Source organism: Bradyrhizobium sp. S3.7.6 (assembly GCF_054061875.1).
This window is the reverse complement of sequence record NZ_JBSSEQ010000001.1, coordinates 7,565,397-7,580,724: the sequence shown is the minus strand read 5'-3', so window position 1 is coordinate 7,580,724 and position 15,328 is coordinate 7,565,397. Positions and strand designations below refer to the sequence as shown.

Sequence of the window (15,328 nt, the reverse complement as noted above, 5' to 3'; positions counted from 1 at the left end):
TGGGGGATCACCATGCAAATCGTCGTTCTGCCCGGTGACGGCATCGGACCGGAGATCACGACCGCGACATCGGGCGTGCTGCGCGCGGCCTCCGAGCGCTTCCAGCTTGACTTGCGCCTCGAGGAGCACGCGGTCGGGCATGCGAGCCTGAAGCTATCAGGCACGACGGTGCGCCCCGAGCTGCTCGACATCGTCCGCGCCGCCGACGGCCTGATCCTGGGGCCGACCGCGACCTTCGACTTCAAGGACGAGGCCCATGGCGAGATCAACCCGTCCAGGCACTTTCGCAAGAGCCTCGACCTCTACGCCAATGTCCGGCCGGCGCGCACCTATGCGGGGCGGCCTGGCCGGCTTGGCGAGTTCGACCTCGTCGTCGTGCGCGAGAACACCGAAGGGTTCTACGCCGACCGCAACATGGAACAGGGCAATGGCGAGATGCTGGTCACGCCTGACGTCGTGATCTCGCTGCGCCGGATCACGCGCCTCTGCTGCGAGCGTATCGCGCACGCCGCCTGCCGTCTGGCGATGAAGCGGCGAAGACATCTGACCATCGTGCACAAGGCCAATGTGCTCAAGATCGGCGACGGCATGTTCCTCGACATCTGCCGCGCGGCGGCGAAGGGCTATCCCGGCCTCGAAGTCGACGACATCCTGGTCGACGCCATGATGGCGCATGTCGTGCGCAACCCCGATCGCTTCGACGTCATCGTCGCCACCAACATGTTCGGCGACATCCTGTCCGATCTCACGGCCGAGCTCTCCGGCAGCCTCGGCCTCGGCGGCTCGCTCAATGTCGGTGATCGCTACGCCATGGCGCAGGCCGCGCACGGCTCGGCACCTGACATCGCGGGGCAGGACGTTGCCAATCCGGTCTCGCTGATCCTGTCGACCGCGTTGCTGCTGGCCCGGCATGGCGAGAAGAGCGGCGCCGTCCGCTACGAGGAAGCGGCGCGTGCGATCGAAGCCGCGGTGGCGAAGGCGATCGGCGAGGGCAGGGCGACGCGCGACGTCGGTGGCAAGCTCGGCACCATCGCGGCGGGGGCTGCGATTGCAGAGGTCTTGCAGGCGGAGTGAGCCATCGTCGCGGATGCCTGCGATTTTTTTGGGGGCCAACACAAAAACTCGAAAAACAACCCCATGCACAGTAGAAGGCTCCTTGATCGATAAGGGATTTTCGGAGCGCGTCGCGACGACCTTCGTGGCAGTGATCACGTTGACCCGTCGGGCAAAACACTGGCATGATGCTATCGTGCCAGCGGTCGGGGACAAGGGCGCATTCTCATCATGCGCGACGTCCGCTTCCTGACGTCCAGTGGCCCGTCTCCTCTGGCCCGCTTGAGCCAGATCAAGACTCACCCCGCGGCGCCGCCGGACCTTTCCATCAACGCTTCCATGGAAAGGGCGGCCCATATGACAACCCTGCTCAGGGAAATCCGGGATACACCTCTGCTCTGGATGCTGGTCTTCGTGCCCATCGTGCTGGTGGCGGAGGCGGTCGCCCCGCATTCCCACACGCTGCTGTTCGTGCTCGCCGTGCTTGCGATCGTGCCGCTGGCGGCGCTGCTCAGCCACGCCACCGAAGCGGTCGCCGCCAGGACCGGCGATGCCGTGGGTGGGCTGCTCAACGCAACGCTCGGCAATCTGACGGAGCTGATCATCGCCATCACGGCGCTGCGGGCAGGCGAGTACATGCTGGTGAAGGCCTCGATTGCCGGCGCGATCGTCACCAACGCGACATTCATGCTCGGCGCCTGCCTGCTGCTCGGCGGCCTGCGCTACCACGTGCAGGAGTACAACCGCGCCGGCGCGCGCCTGTCGTCCGGCCTGTTGCTGATGGCGACAGTCGCCCTGCTGGCCCCCTCGGCAGTCGCCGACCTCGAGCATTTGCCGCAGGACGGAGGCGTCATTCACAAGCTTAGCGTCGGCATTTCAGTCCTGCTGATCGCGGCTTACGCGCTTGGCCTGTGGTTCTCGCTCGGGACGCACAAGGAATTGTTCGCAAGCGTCGATCACGGCGAGCAGGAGGAAGCGCACTGGCCGATCGGGCTAGCCGTTGGGACGCTGCTGGCCGTCACCGTGCTGGTGGCGCTGGTGAGCGAGATCTTCGTGGAATCGGTGCAGAAGGCGGCGGAAACCTTCGGCATGAGTCCGGCTTTCGTCGGGTTCATCATCGTTTCGCTGGTTGGCGCCGCTGCCGAATTTGCAGTTGCCCTTGCCGCTGCGCGCAAGGACCGCCTCGACATGGTCGTCAGCATTGCGCTCGGCAGCGCCTCCCAGATCGCGCTGTTCGTTGCACCCGCGCTCGTGCTGCTCAGCTATGTCGTGGGACCGACGCCAATGAACCTTCAGTTCTGGCCTGGCGCCGTCACCATGGTGATGATCGCAACAGTCACGGCGACCTTCATCACCACCAGTGGACGCTCGGCATGGTTCGTCGGCGCGCTGATGATTTTCATTTATGCGGTGTTTGCGCTGACGCTGTATGTCGTCCCGCCGGCGGGCGAGGGATGAGGTGCACTCGCCCGCCGGCACAGGGGTGAATTGGCTCATCGGAGAATGGCGGCCCGTGGCGAGCCATCCTCCGAAGCGGCGAATACGTTTCCCGCTAGTAGGCCCAGTAGCTGCCGGTGGGCGGGCAATTGTCGCCGCCATAGCCATAGCCGTAATTGCCGCCGCCATAACCGTAATACGATGCGGCCGGGTAGCCATAGCCATAGGCGGGATAACCGCCAGAGTAGCCACCGTAGTACCCGCCATAGCCGCCGTAATAGGCGCTCCGCGCGATTGCGCCGCCGACGACCGCGCCGGCGGCCACACCGTAACCGAGGCCGCGATAGCCGTAGCCGCGATAACCCCAGCCGCCGCGGTAGCCCCAGCCGACGCCGCGATAGCCGTAGCCGCCGCCGCGCCAGCCGCCGACCCAGCGCACTTCGGTGGTGGTCTGATCGACCATCGATTTCATCGTCGAAAGATGCGTCGGGATCGGCCCGGCCTGAGCGATTGTGCCTGATAGCAGGGCGCCGGCTCCGGCGAGAACGAAGGTACGCAGGGAATTCGAGGATGTCATGATCGATCATCTCCTTGGCTTACGGGCGGCGCTTTCTGCGCGGTCGTACCCATTCCGGGATGGCAATGCCGCGGCGGGTTTGATCCAGATCAAGCGTCGACGGCGTATCCGGCCTGGACCTCGACGGGATCAATGTGCGATGCCGTCGGTAAGCACGCGCAGGCTCCTTGCGGGCGGCTACTTCAAGTCGACCGTATCTTCCGCGATGATTTCTTCGTCGAATCCGGTCGTTCGCAACACGCGTACCGCGGCACGTTTGGCGCCGGCGAACTGATTGCGATCGACGTCCACCTCGGGGGTGGGGCGACTCACAGCGATCGTGTCCCACGTCGACTTGTTGTCCGGCTTGACCTGGACCGAGTAGGTCACGCCGGCGACGGGCTGCAAACCGCCGAGCTGGTCGATCCTCAATGGTCGCCGGCTGGCTGCCGCAGCCCCGGCGAGCTCAAGTCCGAAGGTGGCGCCTGCGGTCGGCCCGGGAGGTGCCGCCCCGGCCTCGTACCGGCTGATCTCCTTCCCCTTGAGCTGGAGGCTTACCGACTTCATGCCGCTCACCCGCGGAAGGTCCGCCTGAATCAGACCGACTTCGTTCGGCCGGTCGGGTTCAGCAGATGACCGGCGGATCACGACTGGCTCACGGTAGACTTCCTTGCCGGTGCCGTCGTAAGCCACGAGTTCCACATCCTTGTCGGTGGCGGCGTCCGACGCGATGGTGGAGACCGACGGGTTCACATACATGATCTTGCCGTCACCAGCGGTCTTGTTGATGGTGGCGACGACGTGAACGAATGATCCGGTCTTGATTTCGGTCTTCATCGGATCCTCCTAAGCGACCGGCGGACCGAGGGCGTCCTCTTCCAAAAGCCGGGTCATTATCGCCTGGTAAGTGTACGCCGATAGCCACTGGTTGTCTGCATAGGTCATCACGTCGTGATATGTGAGCCCCGGCAACGCAGCGGCCGGCAAGCCGAGTTCGTGATCCCCGGTGTCGACACCGACATATTTGTTGTCCGGCTTGCTGATACAGCCGTTCTCATAAGGGAATGTCGGATCGCTCGCGTCCTGCGCGGCGGGGGGAAATCCCGGATGAAACCGGCCGAACGTATGTCCGAGTTCGTGAGCGCCGTACCAGTCGGCGTATGACGCGTCGCGATCGCCGGCAAATCCGTTCGGCACGCCCGCGGGTCCGGAAGCGACGGTGTCCGGCTGGGGCGTGCCCGGAATGGCGAACGCCTTTCCTCGCATGAAGTTGTTGGACGCGTTATCGTCGACGAGACCGTAATAGTGCGTGCGCGGGTCGACGCCGCTGCTCACCTCGCGGCTTCGCAGCGCGGCGATCTGGGCATTGGCGAGATCGACCGTCGAGTCGTCGAACGGCGCGGCAAAATCCGCGTCCACCACCATGTGGGACCATTCGAGCGCGGCGACAGGATAGGCGCGGTTGAGAAACGACTTGAGATACGAAAAGTGGACCGCAGCGGGGGTGACGGTCGTTGTGCCCGCCCTGTATCGAAGACCGATCACCCGGATGCGCAGCGGCGGCGCCGCCGCGAATGTTACGGGCGCGATGTTGAACGCCGCCGCCGGAAGGTCGCCGCCTCCGGGCTGAAAGATGCGGCTGATGCGCAAGTTGAGTGTGCCCGCGCCGATGGCCGCGGCCGGCAGGCGGAAGTTCAGGCTCTTGTCGATGTCTTCCCGCTGTTCGCGGAGACTGAAGGGCGAGCCCGGGTCCACCCGAAGCGAGTTGAGGGCCGGGACGAACGTGTCGCCTCCGCCGCTCCGGCTCCACGCAATTTCCGCGGTGATCTGACCGGGCTGCGACACCGAAGTCGGCTCAAGATAGAGGCGAACGAGCGTCGCCTTATCGGCGACCAGCGGCACCGAATTCGTCACGTCCTGAACACACTGGACGATCTCGACGCCGCGCACCTGCACGCCGGTCTGCGGCTGAGCAAGGCCGAGCGGGCGGCGCTTGCGAGGTTTGAGTCTGGGAACGCCCGAGCCGCGATGCACGCACATCATGCACATGGTGTTGTTCCGGCTTTGATGACCCGTAACGCGAGCTTCGCTTTGTCGCGTGGACTTTAGGTCTACATTGATACTATACTACTCGCTATAATTGAACAAAGCCAACCCTGCGGATCGGTCATTTGGACGCAGCGCGGTTGACATAGCCTGTTGTCGGAGCCGGTCGCGAAAGGCCCCCGCACAGCAAGTTCTGCGGCGAATTATTTGCGCGGAGGACGTTCGATGCTGCATCGCTTTCAGTCGCGTGGGCTCGGCGCGGCAGCTGCTCCGCAGAGCACCGCGCCGCCACGTTCGGAGTTCGAGCCGATCGAGGACATCCGCGCCTCGTTCATCGACAAATTCCAGAGGCGGCGGATCGAGGCCGGCGAGAAGCCCGCCGCCGTGAGGCGCAGCCTGAACGGACAGCCGATCGACGAGCCGGACCATCCGCGCTGATGGCCTCGCGGCAAGTCTCGTGCGACGCCTCCGTTTTTGGACAATCCCTTTTGATATCGAGGTCAGACGATGATCGATCCAAACGCAATTGCAGCGTTGAAAGTCTATCCGCCCATCGGCGTCGCCCGCGTTGGCAACGCGCAAGGCGCCGGCGACTACGTCATCGGCCCCGAGATGATCGGCGGTGCGTCGACCTTGCCCGGCACGACGCCGGAACAGCCGGCTCGCTTTGTCGAGGACTTTCGCACCGCGAACGGAGAGATCAAGCGGCAAGCCGCGCGCTTCCGCATCTACGCCCACATGAAGGACGGCAGTGTGCAGGAGGTGACCGCTGCGTCCGCGAAGATCGAGTGGCGCGTCTGCATCGCAAACCTCAAGGCCGGCTGGTACGAGTTCAACCAGGCAATGGACCTCGGCCCGCTGAGCCAGAGCGCGTTGCAGCGAAATCGCGAGCTGGTTTTGCCGGACGCCAGGTGGAAGCTCGACATCACGCCAACCCCGCGAAGCATCGTGGGGCAGGGGGCTGGCCCGATCAGGCTGGACGATGGCGCGTTCTGGGCTTCGCCGGTCTATCTCGGCGAGCTTCGTACCGACGAGGAGGGGCGGCTGATCTTCCTCGGCGGCAATGGAGTTTCGCGGCCGTTCCGCAAAGGGACCCGGCCCCTGACTTTCGCCAACAATCCAGGTTGGCACGATGACGTCAGCGACGGGCCGGTGCGGGCGCAAGTGACATTTGCGGGGCATGCACCGATCGATGCGGAGCCCGGCTATGTCTGCGTTACGCCGCCGAATTACGCGCCGGGGCTGTTCTGTCTCGTAACGATGGACGACGTGGTGCGGGAGGTGTTCTACGACAAGGGCTGGATTCCACGACCGGTCAAGACCTCGTTCGTCAACGACGTGCAACCAATCTTTCAGCGCCTGACCGGACTGCAATGGGTCAACCACGGGCTCTTCGTCGTTCATGGTTTTGGCTCGCCGCTCGACGCGCAGAATGCGCAAGTCCTCGCCAAGCTCAACGACGCGTCTGCTGCGAATGCGGCGTGGCGCGCGGCCGTGCTGGCGTTGTTTCGCGATCCAGGCGCGAGCGGCGCACTGATCGAAGATCAGATAGCGCAGGTGTTCGGCGATGCGGTCGACCAATTCTTCGAAGGTCCGCCGAAGCCTTCGAATTCGCTGCTTGCCGTGACGAAGACCCAGTACGCGCACCTCAAGCGCTGGGCTGCTGGAACATTCGACGCCGACGGGCCGTCGCACCAGCCGCCGCAGGCGCAGGACTTCGATGCCCTGCCTCCCGAGGTCCAGGTCAAGCATCTCGAGCGCGCATCCTTGCACGATTGTCTCGGCGGCCCGTTCCATCCCGCGATGGAGATGACATGGGTGATGCGGATTCCGCTGATGTGGACATCGGCGTATCGGCTGAAGGTCCTGGCCGGTGAGCAACCAGCGCGGCAGGACTTCGGGGGGACTCTCACGCCGGCGGTCTGCACCGGCGCGAACGGCCCACACGACGGTGTTGCCGCAGGCTGCCTCACCCGTTTCCTCGGCGTGCCCTGGCAGACCGATCATACCTCGTGCAATTCGGCGGCCGACTACTTCCCGTCGACGTTCCTGTCGATGCCGACGTTCTGGGGACCGCGTGCCCCGGATCAGGTTCTGGCAGACGGAAACTATCTGCGTGCGGCCGCCATCGCGCCTCTCGGCCAGGCGACGCAACAGCAGACCTTCAAGCACCTGATGAACCGGGTCGACTGGTTGCGCGACATCCGCGGCAACGATTACTATGACCGCCTGTCGAACATGATTGCGGAATGGTCCGAGCTCGGCATGGTGTTGCCGGTGAAGAACGCGCCTGCATCTCTGCCGGTGCAGGATCTGCGGGTCGAGCAGGGACGCCGCGACAACAACGGGCCGATCGATGTCACGGCCGATCCGAAGTACCACGCGGTCGAAGACATGGAGAGCCTTTTCTTGCCGCAGACGACGGCAGGCCTGGCGCAGCGGCGCGGTGCACGCAAGACGGCTCCCCCGCCGAAGCGGACCTATCGCCCGGGCGAGATCTGACCTTGGACGTGCTGCGCACCGACTGTCTCGTGGTCGGCGCGGGGCCTGCCGGCTTGACCGCCGCACGCCTGCTGGCCCTTAGGGGCCGCACGGTCATTCTCGCAGATTCCGGCGTCAAGCCGACGACGCGGCTTGAGCTCCTTGCTCCGGCCTCGCTCGTCACTGTCGCGGCGGTGGGACTTGAACATCTGCTCGACGATCCGGAGATCGCCCGAGCCTGTCTCGGGATTCGGCGAACACACCGTTCGGGCGCGTCGGACTACGAGGACTTTCTGCGTCATCCCTGCCGCGTCGGGTATGTGGTCGATCGCGCCCGTTTCGACGAGCGCCTTCGCGACGAGGCTGTCGCCGTCGGGGTTACATTTTATGGGCTGCGCGCAATCGGCGTCACGCCGGACCGCGGCGTTATCTGTCGTGCGAGTGATAGCGCTGGGGCGAAGGTCGTCCTTGCGGAGGTCGTCGTCGATGCAACGGGTCGCGCCGCCGCGATTGCGCGGCGCCGGGGCGCGCGCGTGGCCGCCCGGGATCGCATGGTCGCCGAACTGGTCGAGGATGCGGCTGATGGCGCGCCGGCCGGTTCCGCATCGTGGCTCGAATACAGCAGCGATGGACCGACCTGGTCTTATCGCATCCATGGACCGCAAGGGCGTGTGCAGACTTGGCGCATTCGCAGATCCGGCACATCGGCGGGAGATGCGCTGCTCAGCGTGGACGCGTCTGCTTGCCTCCTCTCGGAGGCCGCGGGCGAAGGTTGGATTGCAGTGGGCGATGCGGCGATGGCGTTCGATCCGATTGCCTCTCAGGGCCTGTTCAACGCATTGTCGTCCGCCTTGGTCGCGACGGGTGCGCTGTTGTCGGCCGATCGGCTGAGCCCGACCTCGGCGCGATTGTATTCCGACGCGGTCGCCACAACGTTCCTTCACTGCGAAGCAGGCCGTATCAGCGTCTATGGCGCCATGCCTCCGGCGCCGCAGTCATCGGCCGACCCGGCAAGAACGATCGCGCAATGAAGCATGATTTCGCGGGCCGATCGGGCTCCGCCGCCCGCCCCCGAGAACTGATACCTCCGCAACCCTCCATCCACGGGCACGATGTCATCGTGGCAGCAATCGGGAGCAGGGCCCGGGCGAAACCCGCGCCACGCTTTTCCGGATTATGCTCTAAGTGTGCAGCCGGGGAACGAGACGTGCCGCGTTCTGATGGCCGATCGCGTCGAGATCGTCTGTCGAGAGGCCAAGCTTCTGCAACTGCGCGAACTGGCCAAGGCCGAAATACGGATAGTCGCTGCCATAGGTGATCTGCGAGGCGGGCACGAGCTTGAGCAGCGCGGCCATGGAGGGCGCGAAAGTCGCATTCGCGGTGTCGTAGTGAAGCCGGCGTAGTTCGCCTTCGATTCCGTCCGGCGCAAACTCCTTCAGGTCGGGCCGCGCCCCATAGAACGAATTGATGCGCCCGGCCATCATCGGAATCGTGCCGCCGGCGTGCGAGAACAGCCATTTGATGTCGCGATGGCGGGCAAATGCGCCGCTGAGCAGAAGGCTCGTCACGGTCCGTGTGGTGTCGTGCGGGACTTCGATCACCGCCGGAAACGTGCCGACGCTGAGCGCGCTACAGCAACTCGCGACCAGCGGATGCACATACACGACCGCCTTGCGACGGTTCAGCTCCTCGAACACCGGCCTGTAGGCGGCATTGCCGAGCCATTTGTCGCCGTAGCTGCTTTGCAGCCCGATCCCGTCCGCCTTCAGCGTGTCGAACGCATATTCGATCTCCCTGAGCGTGGCATCGACGTCCTGCATCGACAAGGTCGCGAACAGGCCGAAACGGCCCGGATGGTCGCGCATCATGTCGGCCGCGTACTCGTTGCAGGCGCGCGCAAGCCGGCCGGCTTCCGCCGGCCCGAGGTCGAACCACACGCCGGGCGTGGAGGCGACCGACAGGATGCCTGTGCGTATGCCATTGCGGTCCATGTCCTCGACGAGCTTCTCGCGGGTCCAGGCCACCTGGCCGGGAAAGTGCGGCTGCTTGCGTGCGTCTTCGTAGCCAAGCCAGAGCTTTTGATACTCAGGCGGATAGAAATGAAGGTGAGTATCGATCAGCGCCGGCTTGGCCTGTCCGTGTACCGCAACGGCGGGGATGGCCGAGGCAAGGCCAACTGCACCGACGCCAGCGAGAAAGCCGCGGCGCGACGAGGGCGGGCCGTAGCAGGTGGGGCAGGCGTGATGCCCTCGAGATTTTTGATCCCATTTGTTCATGTTGCACGTCTCCCGTGACGAACTGGCAAAGCCAAGGCCTGTGGTGCTTCTATCGGCAGAACGTTTCGTCCCTCCGCTGTCTGTGGTGCGGCCGCAGCGGGGCAATGATTGTTGGGGATTGGAATACGCCGATTTTTCGTCGCCGAACGATGCCTCGCGTCACGCCTGTGCATCGCCGCCGCAACTTTGTGTGAACGCCTCTCCAATTCTCCCGCGAGATGCTCCCTGATGTCGCGAGGTTGACCCGTCGGGCGAAACACTGGCAAAATGCGATGGCGGCGAAGATTTGCGATGACCGCAATCACTTTCAGTGAGTGGATCGATGAAGTCTGACAGGGATGGCATCAACCTCGCGGCCAAGCCAAGCGGAACGGGTTGCGTGGAATGCTCGGCTGCTGGCGGATGGTGGTTTCATCTTCGCAGATGTGTCGAATGCGGTTACATCGGCTGCTGTGATACGTCACCCAATCAGCATGCAACGAAGCATAACGCGGCGACGGGTCACCCGATCATCACGAGCTTCGAGCCGGGCGAACGGTGGTTTTACGACTATCGCACGGGACAGCCCTTCGCGGGCCCGAAGCTGCAAGGCCCGCACGCGCATCCGTTGGACCAGCCGGTGCCCGGGCCGGACGGCGCGGTGCCTTCAGACTGGCAATCGCTGCTGCATGAATAGGTCGCAGCCTCTGGCAACTGGTCCATAGCCGACGAGCGCGTTTAGCAGCGGGGCTGCTTCCTGGCATCGCGCGTGAACTCACGGGCGGACGTCTTGCGCGAACTCTCGGCACCCGTGAATCCCCCATTGGAACCCTCACTGGTGTCCGTGGCGCCGGATTAGCGACATTGCAAATGCAACGCGATCCTCGCGAAGATGAAATTCTCACGCAACGTAGCATCGAGATATTGCCCTCCCGACGTTCTGCAGGAGCCTCATTGCGCGTGAGGACTACAGATCGTTTGCGTCGATCGCCGCCGCCTCAGCCGGGCCTTCGCGGATATCGAAAGGAGAACGCCTGTGCAGCCTGCTCTCGACCATCCTGCTTCCACGCCATATTGTTCTATGCCTTCACCACCGACCGACATCGAGGTCACGAGAAGGGATGACGGCACCCTGATATTGCGATCGCGGATTATGCTCGCTGGAGTGAGCGGGACGATTTGCGCATACCTTCCCCACTGGGCTCAGGAAACGCCGGACCGCGTCTTTCTCGCGCAACGAACCCGCGACAATGCATGGCAGTCGATCAGCTATGGCGAATTCTGGTCTCGAGTGCGCTCGGTCGGGCAGGCGCTGATTGATCGGGGTGGCGCAGCGGGCGATACGCTGGCCATCCTGTCCGGCAATTCGATCGAGAATGCGGTGATCCAGTTCGCCGCGATGTCGATCGGTCTGCAGGTTGCGCCGATCTCGCCAAGCTACAGTCTTCTGCCAGGTGGCCTCAGCCGCATCGAAGACATCGCGAAGGTCCTCACGCCGAAGTTTGTGTTTGCCCAGAAGGCGGATCCCTTCGTGCAAGCCCGTGCCATCCCCGGCTTTGCGCAGGCCGAATGGATAACGGCGGAAGAGGCGGCGGATACCACGCCGCTGTCGGAGCTATCCGCCGCGAAACCGGGTCACGCGTTTGAGGCGGCGTTCGCAGCACTCGGACCGGAGACCGTCGGCAGAATCCTGTTCACGTCGGGATCGACCGGCTCTCCCAAGGGAGTGATCAATACCCATCGCATGATGTCGAGCGTGCTGCAGATGGCCGCTCAGGTCACGCCGGTCTCGCAGCCCCTGGTTCAGATCGAATGGCTGCCCTGGCATCATACCATGGGCTGCAACGTCATACTGAATGGGATTCTGAAGAACGGCGGCTCTCTCTATATCGACGATGGCCGACCGACGCCCGAAGCGTTTCATCGAACAATCGCCAATCTGCACGACGTTTCTCCGACGGCCTCATTCAATGTCCCAACCGGTTACGCGTTGTTATGCGCCGCGCTCGGCGAGGATCCAGACCTGAGGCGGAAGTTCTTCCATCGCATCGACAGAATGATTTTCGGGGGCGCGGCGATCCCGGCGTCCGTAATGGCAACGCTTCAGGAATATGCAATCGAAGTCCGCGGCGAGCGAGTTCCGATTTTGGCCGGATACGGTGCCACGGAAGCCGGGCCGACCATCTGCGTGTCTTATCGACCGTGCGAAGCGCCGGGAGAGATCGGCTTGCCCGCACCCGGCATCGAACTCAAGCTGGTTCCGGCGATGGACGGTTACGAGGCGCGGGTCCGTGGCCCGAACGTCATGCCCGGTTATCTCGGATTACCCGAATTGTCCGCGGCAGCATTCGACGAAGAGGGCTTCTATCGGGTAGGCGACGCGGTCTCGTTCATCGATCCCGCCGATCTCTGCCGCGGCCTGAGGTTTTCCGGGCGTCTCTCGGAGAATTTCAAAATGATGACAGGCACGTGGGTGCTCGTCGGCGAGCTGCGTGCCGCCATCCTGAACCGGATGGGCGGCGTGCTGCAGGATCTGGTCATCGGAGGCGAGGGCCGCGATTCTCTCGTCGCGCTGGTATGGCTCAATCCGGACCGTGCAAGGCGACATGCTAACGGCGCAGCAGGCGCGGATTCCGGTGACACCCTTTCATTGGATTCCGGCGTTCGCGCATACGTCCATCGGGTCTTGACCGAGCATAACCTGGCGGCAGCGACCAACGCGCGGATATCGGCCGTTGCCATCCAGATCCAGCCGCTGTCGCTCGCGGCAGGCGAGACAACGGACAAGGGCTACATCAATCAGCGCGGGGTCCTGAAGAACCGTTCCGCCATTCTCGACAGTCTCTATAGCGGAGCAGCCTCGCCGCACATCATCCGGCTTGCCTCTCATCCACGCGCGTTGTCGACGGCAGGAAATGCAGTCACGTCGACTGATGCATGACCAGAGAGCCCGGCCGCCGACCTTCCGAGTGTGTTTCTTAAAGGGACCGCCTCTGCGTCATTGACGGCGGCGACGCCAGTAGATGTGGACGAGTGTGCGGCGAACGCCGCAACCCCAACGCACCGCCGCGGCGATGCCGCAGCCGGCACTGCCTTTCATTCAACCCGCGAAGCCCAAACTCTCACCATTGGCCTCGGCTTGCTCGTTTCGGCGGCTTGGAATATGTATAGACATGCGGTCCATCATCGCGGCCGCAACATCACGTCAGTCAACACCGAGGTCGGCCCCGATATGATCCTGATGGACGAGCCGTTCGGCGCTCTCGATGCCCAGACCCGTATGGTGATGCAAAGCGATCTCCAGACGTTGTCGATGGAAGCCGGCGCCACCGCTAGGTCCAAAGTCAGAGCGCAAAATAGACGGTCATCGCTGTAACGATCAGGCCCAGCACAACGGCGAGCACCAGTTCTGTCTTGATGCCGCCGGCGGAATGAGATTGTGCATCGTCAATCATTCGGCCAGTCCTGATGAAGCGAAAGAGCGAAATCACGATGATTGCGATCCCGATCGCGATCAGCGCGAGGCCGTCATAGTGACTGAACGCTCCCGTGAAGCGATCGAATTGCAGTCGGGACCCGATCTCCGTCCTGTTGGCTTCAGCGATAGTTCGGACGAAGAGGTTGAATTTCTCGACGACAAAGCCAAACGCGATGATTGCGATGCCCGTCCTGACCCAGGCGAGAAAAGTCCGCTCGTTTGCCGCGTGGTCTGAGTATCTCTCGATCATCGAGACCTCTCTGGATGTTGTCGATGGGTTTCGTTGCGCGCTATTCCCGCAGGAGCGGAGCGGCGGGGCGCACTGTATGCGAAGCCAGGGCAAGCCCTCAGAACTGATACCGCCGCAGCCCCCCATCCACCGGGATCACCGTGCCCGTGATGTACCTTGCCACCGGTGACGCCAGAAACACCGCGAGCGCCGCGAGGTCCTCCGGCTCGCCCCAATAGCCGACCGGGATCTCTTCCTCCGCAAAGCGCTCGCGATAATCCGGCGGATAGTTGCGGCGGATCTGCTCGCTCATGATGCGGCCGGGCGGGATGCAGTTGATGGTGATGCCGTGCTCGCCGATCTCGCGCGACAGGCCCTTGGCCCAGGCGTGCACGGCGGCCTTTGCTGCGAAGGCGGCGTTGAGGCCCTCCGGCTCGGACTTGCCGGTGATGTTGACGATGCGGCCCCATTTGCGTTCGATCATCTGCGGCAGCAGCGCATGCGCGATGCGGCGGTAACTGGTGAAGTTCAGCGCGATCGCCTCGTCCCATTTGCTGTCGGGCGCATCGACGGGAAGGGGGCGGCTGCCGCCGGCATTGTTGATGAGGATGTCGACATGGCCGAGCTCTTTGAGCGCAAAGGCCGCGATGTTCTCCGCGGCGTCCTTGGCCATCACGTCCTGCTCGAACGGCGTGATCAGGCCGGAGCCGACTTCCTGCACCAGCTCGGCAAGGAGATCAGTGCGCCGCGCCACGCCGACGACGCGGACGCCTTCGGCAGCCAGGCCCTTGGCGATGGCGCGGCCGATGCCGATGCTCGCGCCTGTCACGACTGCGGTTTTCGATTTGAGCCCGAGGTCCATGGTCACACGCTCTCTTGTTTGCTTTTTGCTTCTTGTCGTTCGTTTCCTGCCCGTCCCGCCGGCTTCGCGAATTGCCTGAGCGGGACGAGCAGTGGTAACCAAGAGCCTCGACGAAGGAAACACGAAAAAGAAAAGGCGTTGAGCAATGGTCTGGGATCCGCAGCAATATCTGAAATTCTCCGGCCATCGGCTTCGGCCCGCCGTCGACCTGTTGATGCGGATTCCGGATTTCGCCCCGCGCGCGATCGCCGATCTCGGGGCAGGGGCCGGCAACGTGACAAAACTGATCAAGGAACGCTGGCCGGACGCGACCGTGACCGGTGTCGAGGGCTCGGCCGAGATGGTGGCCGCGGGCCGCAAGGCGGCGCCGGATGTGGAATGGTCGCACGAGGATCTCGGCCATTGGCGCCCCGCCAGGCAATACGATTTGATCTATTCCAATGCCGCACTGCACTGGCTGCCCGATCATGCGGCACTGTTTCCGTCAGTCATGGAGAAGGTGACGCCCGGCGGCATGCTTGCGGTGCAGATGCCGCGCAACTTCCTCGCGCTATCGCATGTGCTGATCGGCGAGACGGCGCTGAACGGCCCGTGGCGGTCAAAGGTCGAGCATCTCGTTACCCCGCCGCCGGTCGAAGGGCCGGCCTTCTATCATGATCTACTCGCGCCGCTTTCCCAGAACGTCGACATCTGGGAGACCGAATATCTGCAGGTGCTCGAAGGCGACAATCCCGTGAAGGAATGGACCAAGGGGACCTGGTTGACGCGCTATCTCGACATCCTGCAGGGCGACGAGAAGGCCGCGTTCGAGGCCGCCTATGGCGAGCGGGTGGCGAAGGCCTATCCGAAGAATGCGGCGGGGCAGACGCTGTTTCCGTTCCGGCGTCTGTTCATGGTCGCCCAGCGCAAGGACTGATCGCACTGCCGCAAT

General features: G+C 63.7%; 15 protein-coding genes. 9 read left to right on the top strand and 6 right to left on the bottom strand.

Going from position 1 to position 15,328, the window contains the following annotated elements; all coding sequences use genetic code 11:
• Nucleotides 1-12 precede the first annotated feature (12 nt).
• Together ACVJ5M_RS36685 and cax are read left to right on the top strand one after the other, a co-directional pair.
• The gene (locus ACVJ5M_RS36685; RefSeq protein WP_231144394.1) at nt 13-1,074 is read left to right on the top strand and encodes an isocitrate/isopropylmalate dehydrogenase family protein; all 1,062 of its coding nucleotides are present in this window, start codon (nt 13-15) and stop codon (nt 1,072-1,074) included.
• A 336-nt stretch (nt 1,075-1,410) separates the two neighbouring features.
• Nucleotides 1,411-2,511, top strand: a complete 1,101-nt coding sequence (cax, locus tag ACVJ5M_RS36680; RefSeq protein WP_063984845.1) for a calcium/proton exchanger — start codon at nt 1,411-1,413, stop codon at nt 2,509-2,511.
• A 94-nt stretch (nt 2,512-2,605) separates the two neighbouring features.
• Here cax and ACVJ5M_RS36675 read toward each other — a convergent pair whose 3' ends face one another.
• The 3 genes from ACVJ5M_RS36675 to ACVJ5M_RS36665 form a co-directional block, all read right to left on the bottom strand.
• Nucleotides 2,606-3,067, bottom strand: coding sequence for a hypothetical protein (locus ACVJ5M_RS36675; RefSeq protein ID WP_063984844.1), 462 nt, complete (start codon nt 3,065-3,067; stop codon nt 2,606-2,608).
• A gap of 177 nt (nt 3,068-3,244) precedes the next feature.
• Entirely contained in the window at nt 3,245-3,883 is a 639-nt protein-coding gene (locus ACVJ5M_RS36670) for a hypothetical protein (RefSeq protein WP_063984843.1), read from the bottom strand.
• 9 nt (nt 3,884-3,892) lie between these two features.
• Nucleotides 3,893-5,080 (bottom strand): zinc metalloprotease, encoded by a 1,188-nt coding sequence (locus tag ACVJ5M_RS36665; RefSeq protein WP_354097058.1) that lies wholly within the window; start codon nt 5,078-5,080, stop codon nt 3,893-3,895.
• Nucleotides 5,081-5,317: 237 nt separating this feature from the next.
• On the opposite strand from ACVJ5M_RS36665, the gene ACVJ5M_RS36660 reads away from it, so the two are divergent.
• The 3 genes from ACVJ5M_RS36660 (at nt 5,318) to ACVJ5M_RS36650 (ending at nt 8,604) form a co-directional block, all read left to right on the top strand.
• A complete protein-coding gene (locus tag ACVJ5M_RS36660; protein ID WP_063984842.1) occupies nt 5,318-5,530 on the top strand; it encodes a hypothetical protein in 213 nt (70 codons plus the stop codon).
• 69 nt (nt 5,531-5,599) lie between these two features.
• Nucleotides 5,600-7,594 carry a LodA/GoxA family CTQ-dependent oxidase gene (locus tag ACVJ5M_RS36655; RefSeq protein ID WP_231144396.1) on the top strand — a complete coding sequence of 665 codons (1,995 nt, stop codon included), beginning with the start codon at nt 5,600-5,602 and terminating at the stop codon, nt 7,592-7,594.
• Nucleotides 7,595-7,602: 8 nt separating this feature from the next.
• On the top strand, nt 7,603-8,604 hold the full coding sequence (locus ACVJ5M_RS36650; protein WP_231145225.1) for an NAD(P)/FAD-dependent oxidoreductase: 1,002 nt from the start codon (nt 7,603-7,605) through the stop codon (nt 8,602-8,604).
• Between the two features lie 150 nt (nt 8,605-8,754).
• On the opposite strand, the gene ACVJ5M_RS36645 is transcribed toward ACVJ5M_RS36650, so the two are convergent.
• The gene (locus ACVJ5M_RS36645) at nt 8,755-9,849 is read right to left on the bottom strand and encodes an amidohydrolase family protein (RefSeq protein WP_063984839.1); all 1,095 of its coding nucleotides are present in this window, start codon (nt 9,847-9,849) and stop codon (nt 8,755-8,757) included.
• A 322-nt stretch (nt 9,850-10,171) separates the two neighbouring features.
• On the opposite strand from ACVJ5M_RS36645, the gene ACVJ5M_RS36640 reads away from it, so the two are divergent.
• The 3 genes from ACVJ5M_RS36640 to ACVJ5M_RS36630 all read left to right on the top strand — a co-directional run bounded on the left by ACVJ5M_RS36640 (nt 10,172) and on the right by ACVJ5M_RS36630 (nt 13,204).
• The gene (locus tag ACVJ5M_RS36640) at nt 10,172-10,525 is read left to right on the top strand and encodes a UBP-type zinc finger domain-containing protein (RefSeq protein ID WP_063984838.1); all 354 of its coding nucleotides are present in this window, start codon (nt 10,172-10,174) and stop codon (nt 10,523-10,525) included.
• Nucleotides 10,526-10,864: 339 nt separating this feature from the next.
• Nucleotides 10,865-12,769 carry an AMP-binding protein gene (locus tag ACVJ5M_RS36635; RefSeq protein WP_231144397.1) on the top strand — a complete coding sequence of 635 codons (1,905 nt, stop codon included), beginning with the start codon at nt 10,865-10,867 and terminating at the stop codon, nt 12,767-12,769.
• A 60-nt stretch (nt 12,770-12,829) separates the two neighbouring features.
• The gene (locus ACVJ5M_RS36630; protein WP_199877110.1) at nt 12,830-13,204 is read left to right on the top strand and encodes a hypothetical protein; all 375 of its coding nucleotides are present in this window, start codon (nt 12,830-12,832) and stop codon (nt 13,202-13,204) included.
• On the opposite strand, the gene ACVJ5M_RS36625 is transcribed toward ACVJ5M_RS36630, so the two are convergent.
• On the bottom strand, nt 13,173-13,649 hold the full coding sequence (locus tag ACVJ5M_RS36625) for a YidH family protein (protein WP_245328464.1): 477 nt from the start codon (nt 13,647-13,649) through the stop codon (nt 13,173-13,175). The genes ACVJ5M_RS36630 and ACVJ5M_RS36625 overlap by 32 nt on opposite strands.
• A gap of 4 nt (nt 13,650-13,653) precedes the next feature.
• Nucleotides 13,654-14,397 carry an SDR family NAD(P)-dependent oxidoreductase gene (locus tag ACVJ5M_RS36620; protein ID WP_063984836.1) on the bottom strand — a complete coding sequence of 248 codons (744 nt, stop codon included), beginning with the start codon at nt 14,395-14,397 and terminating at the stop codon, nt 13,654-13,656.
• A 145-nt stretch (nt 14,398-14,542) separates the two neighbouring features.
• Here ACVJ5M_RS36620 and ACVJ5M_RS36615 point away from each other — a divergent pair, with 145 nt between their 5' ends.
• Nucleotides 14,543-15,313, top strand: coding sequence for a methyltransferase domain-containing protein (locus ACVJ5M_RS36615; RefSeq protein WP_063984835.1), 771 nt, complete (start codon nt 14,543-14,545; stop codon nt 15,311-15,313).
• The last annotated feature ends 15 nt before the right edge of the window (nt 15,314-15,328 follow it).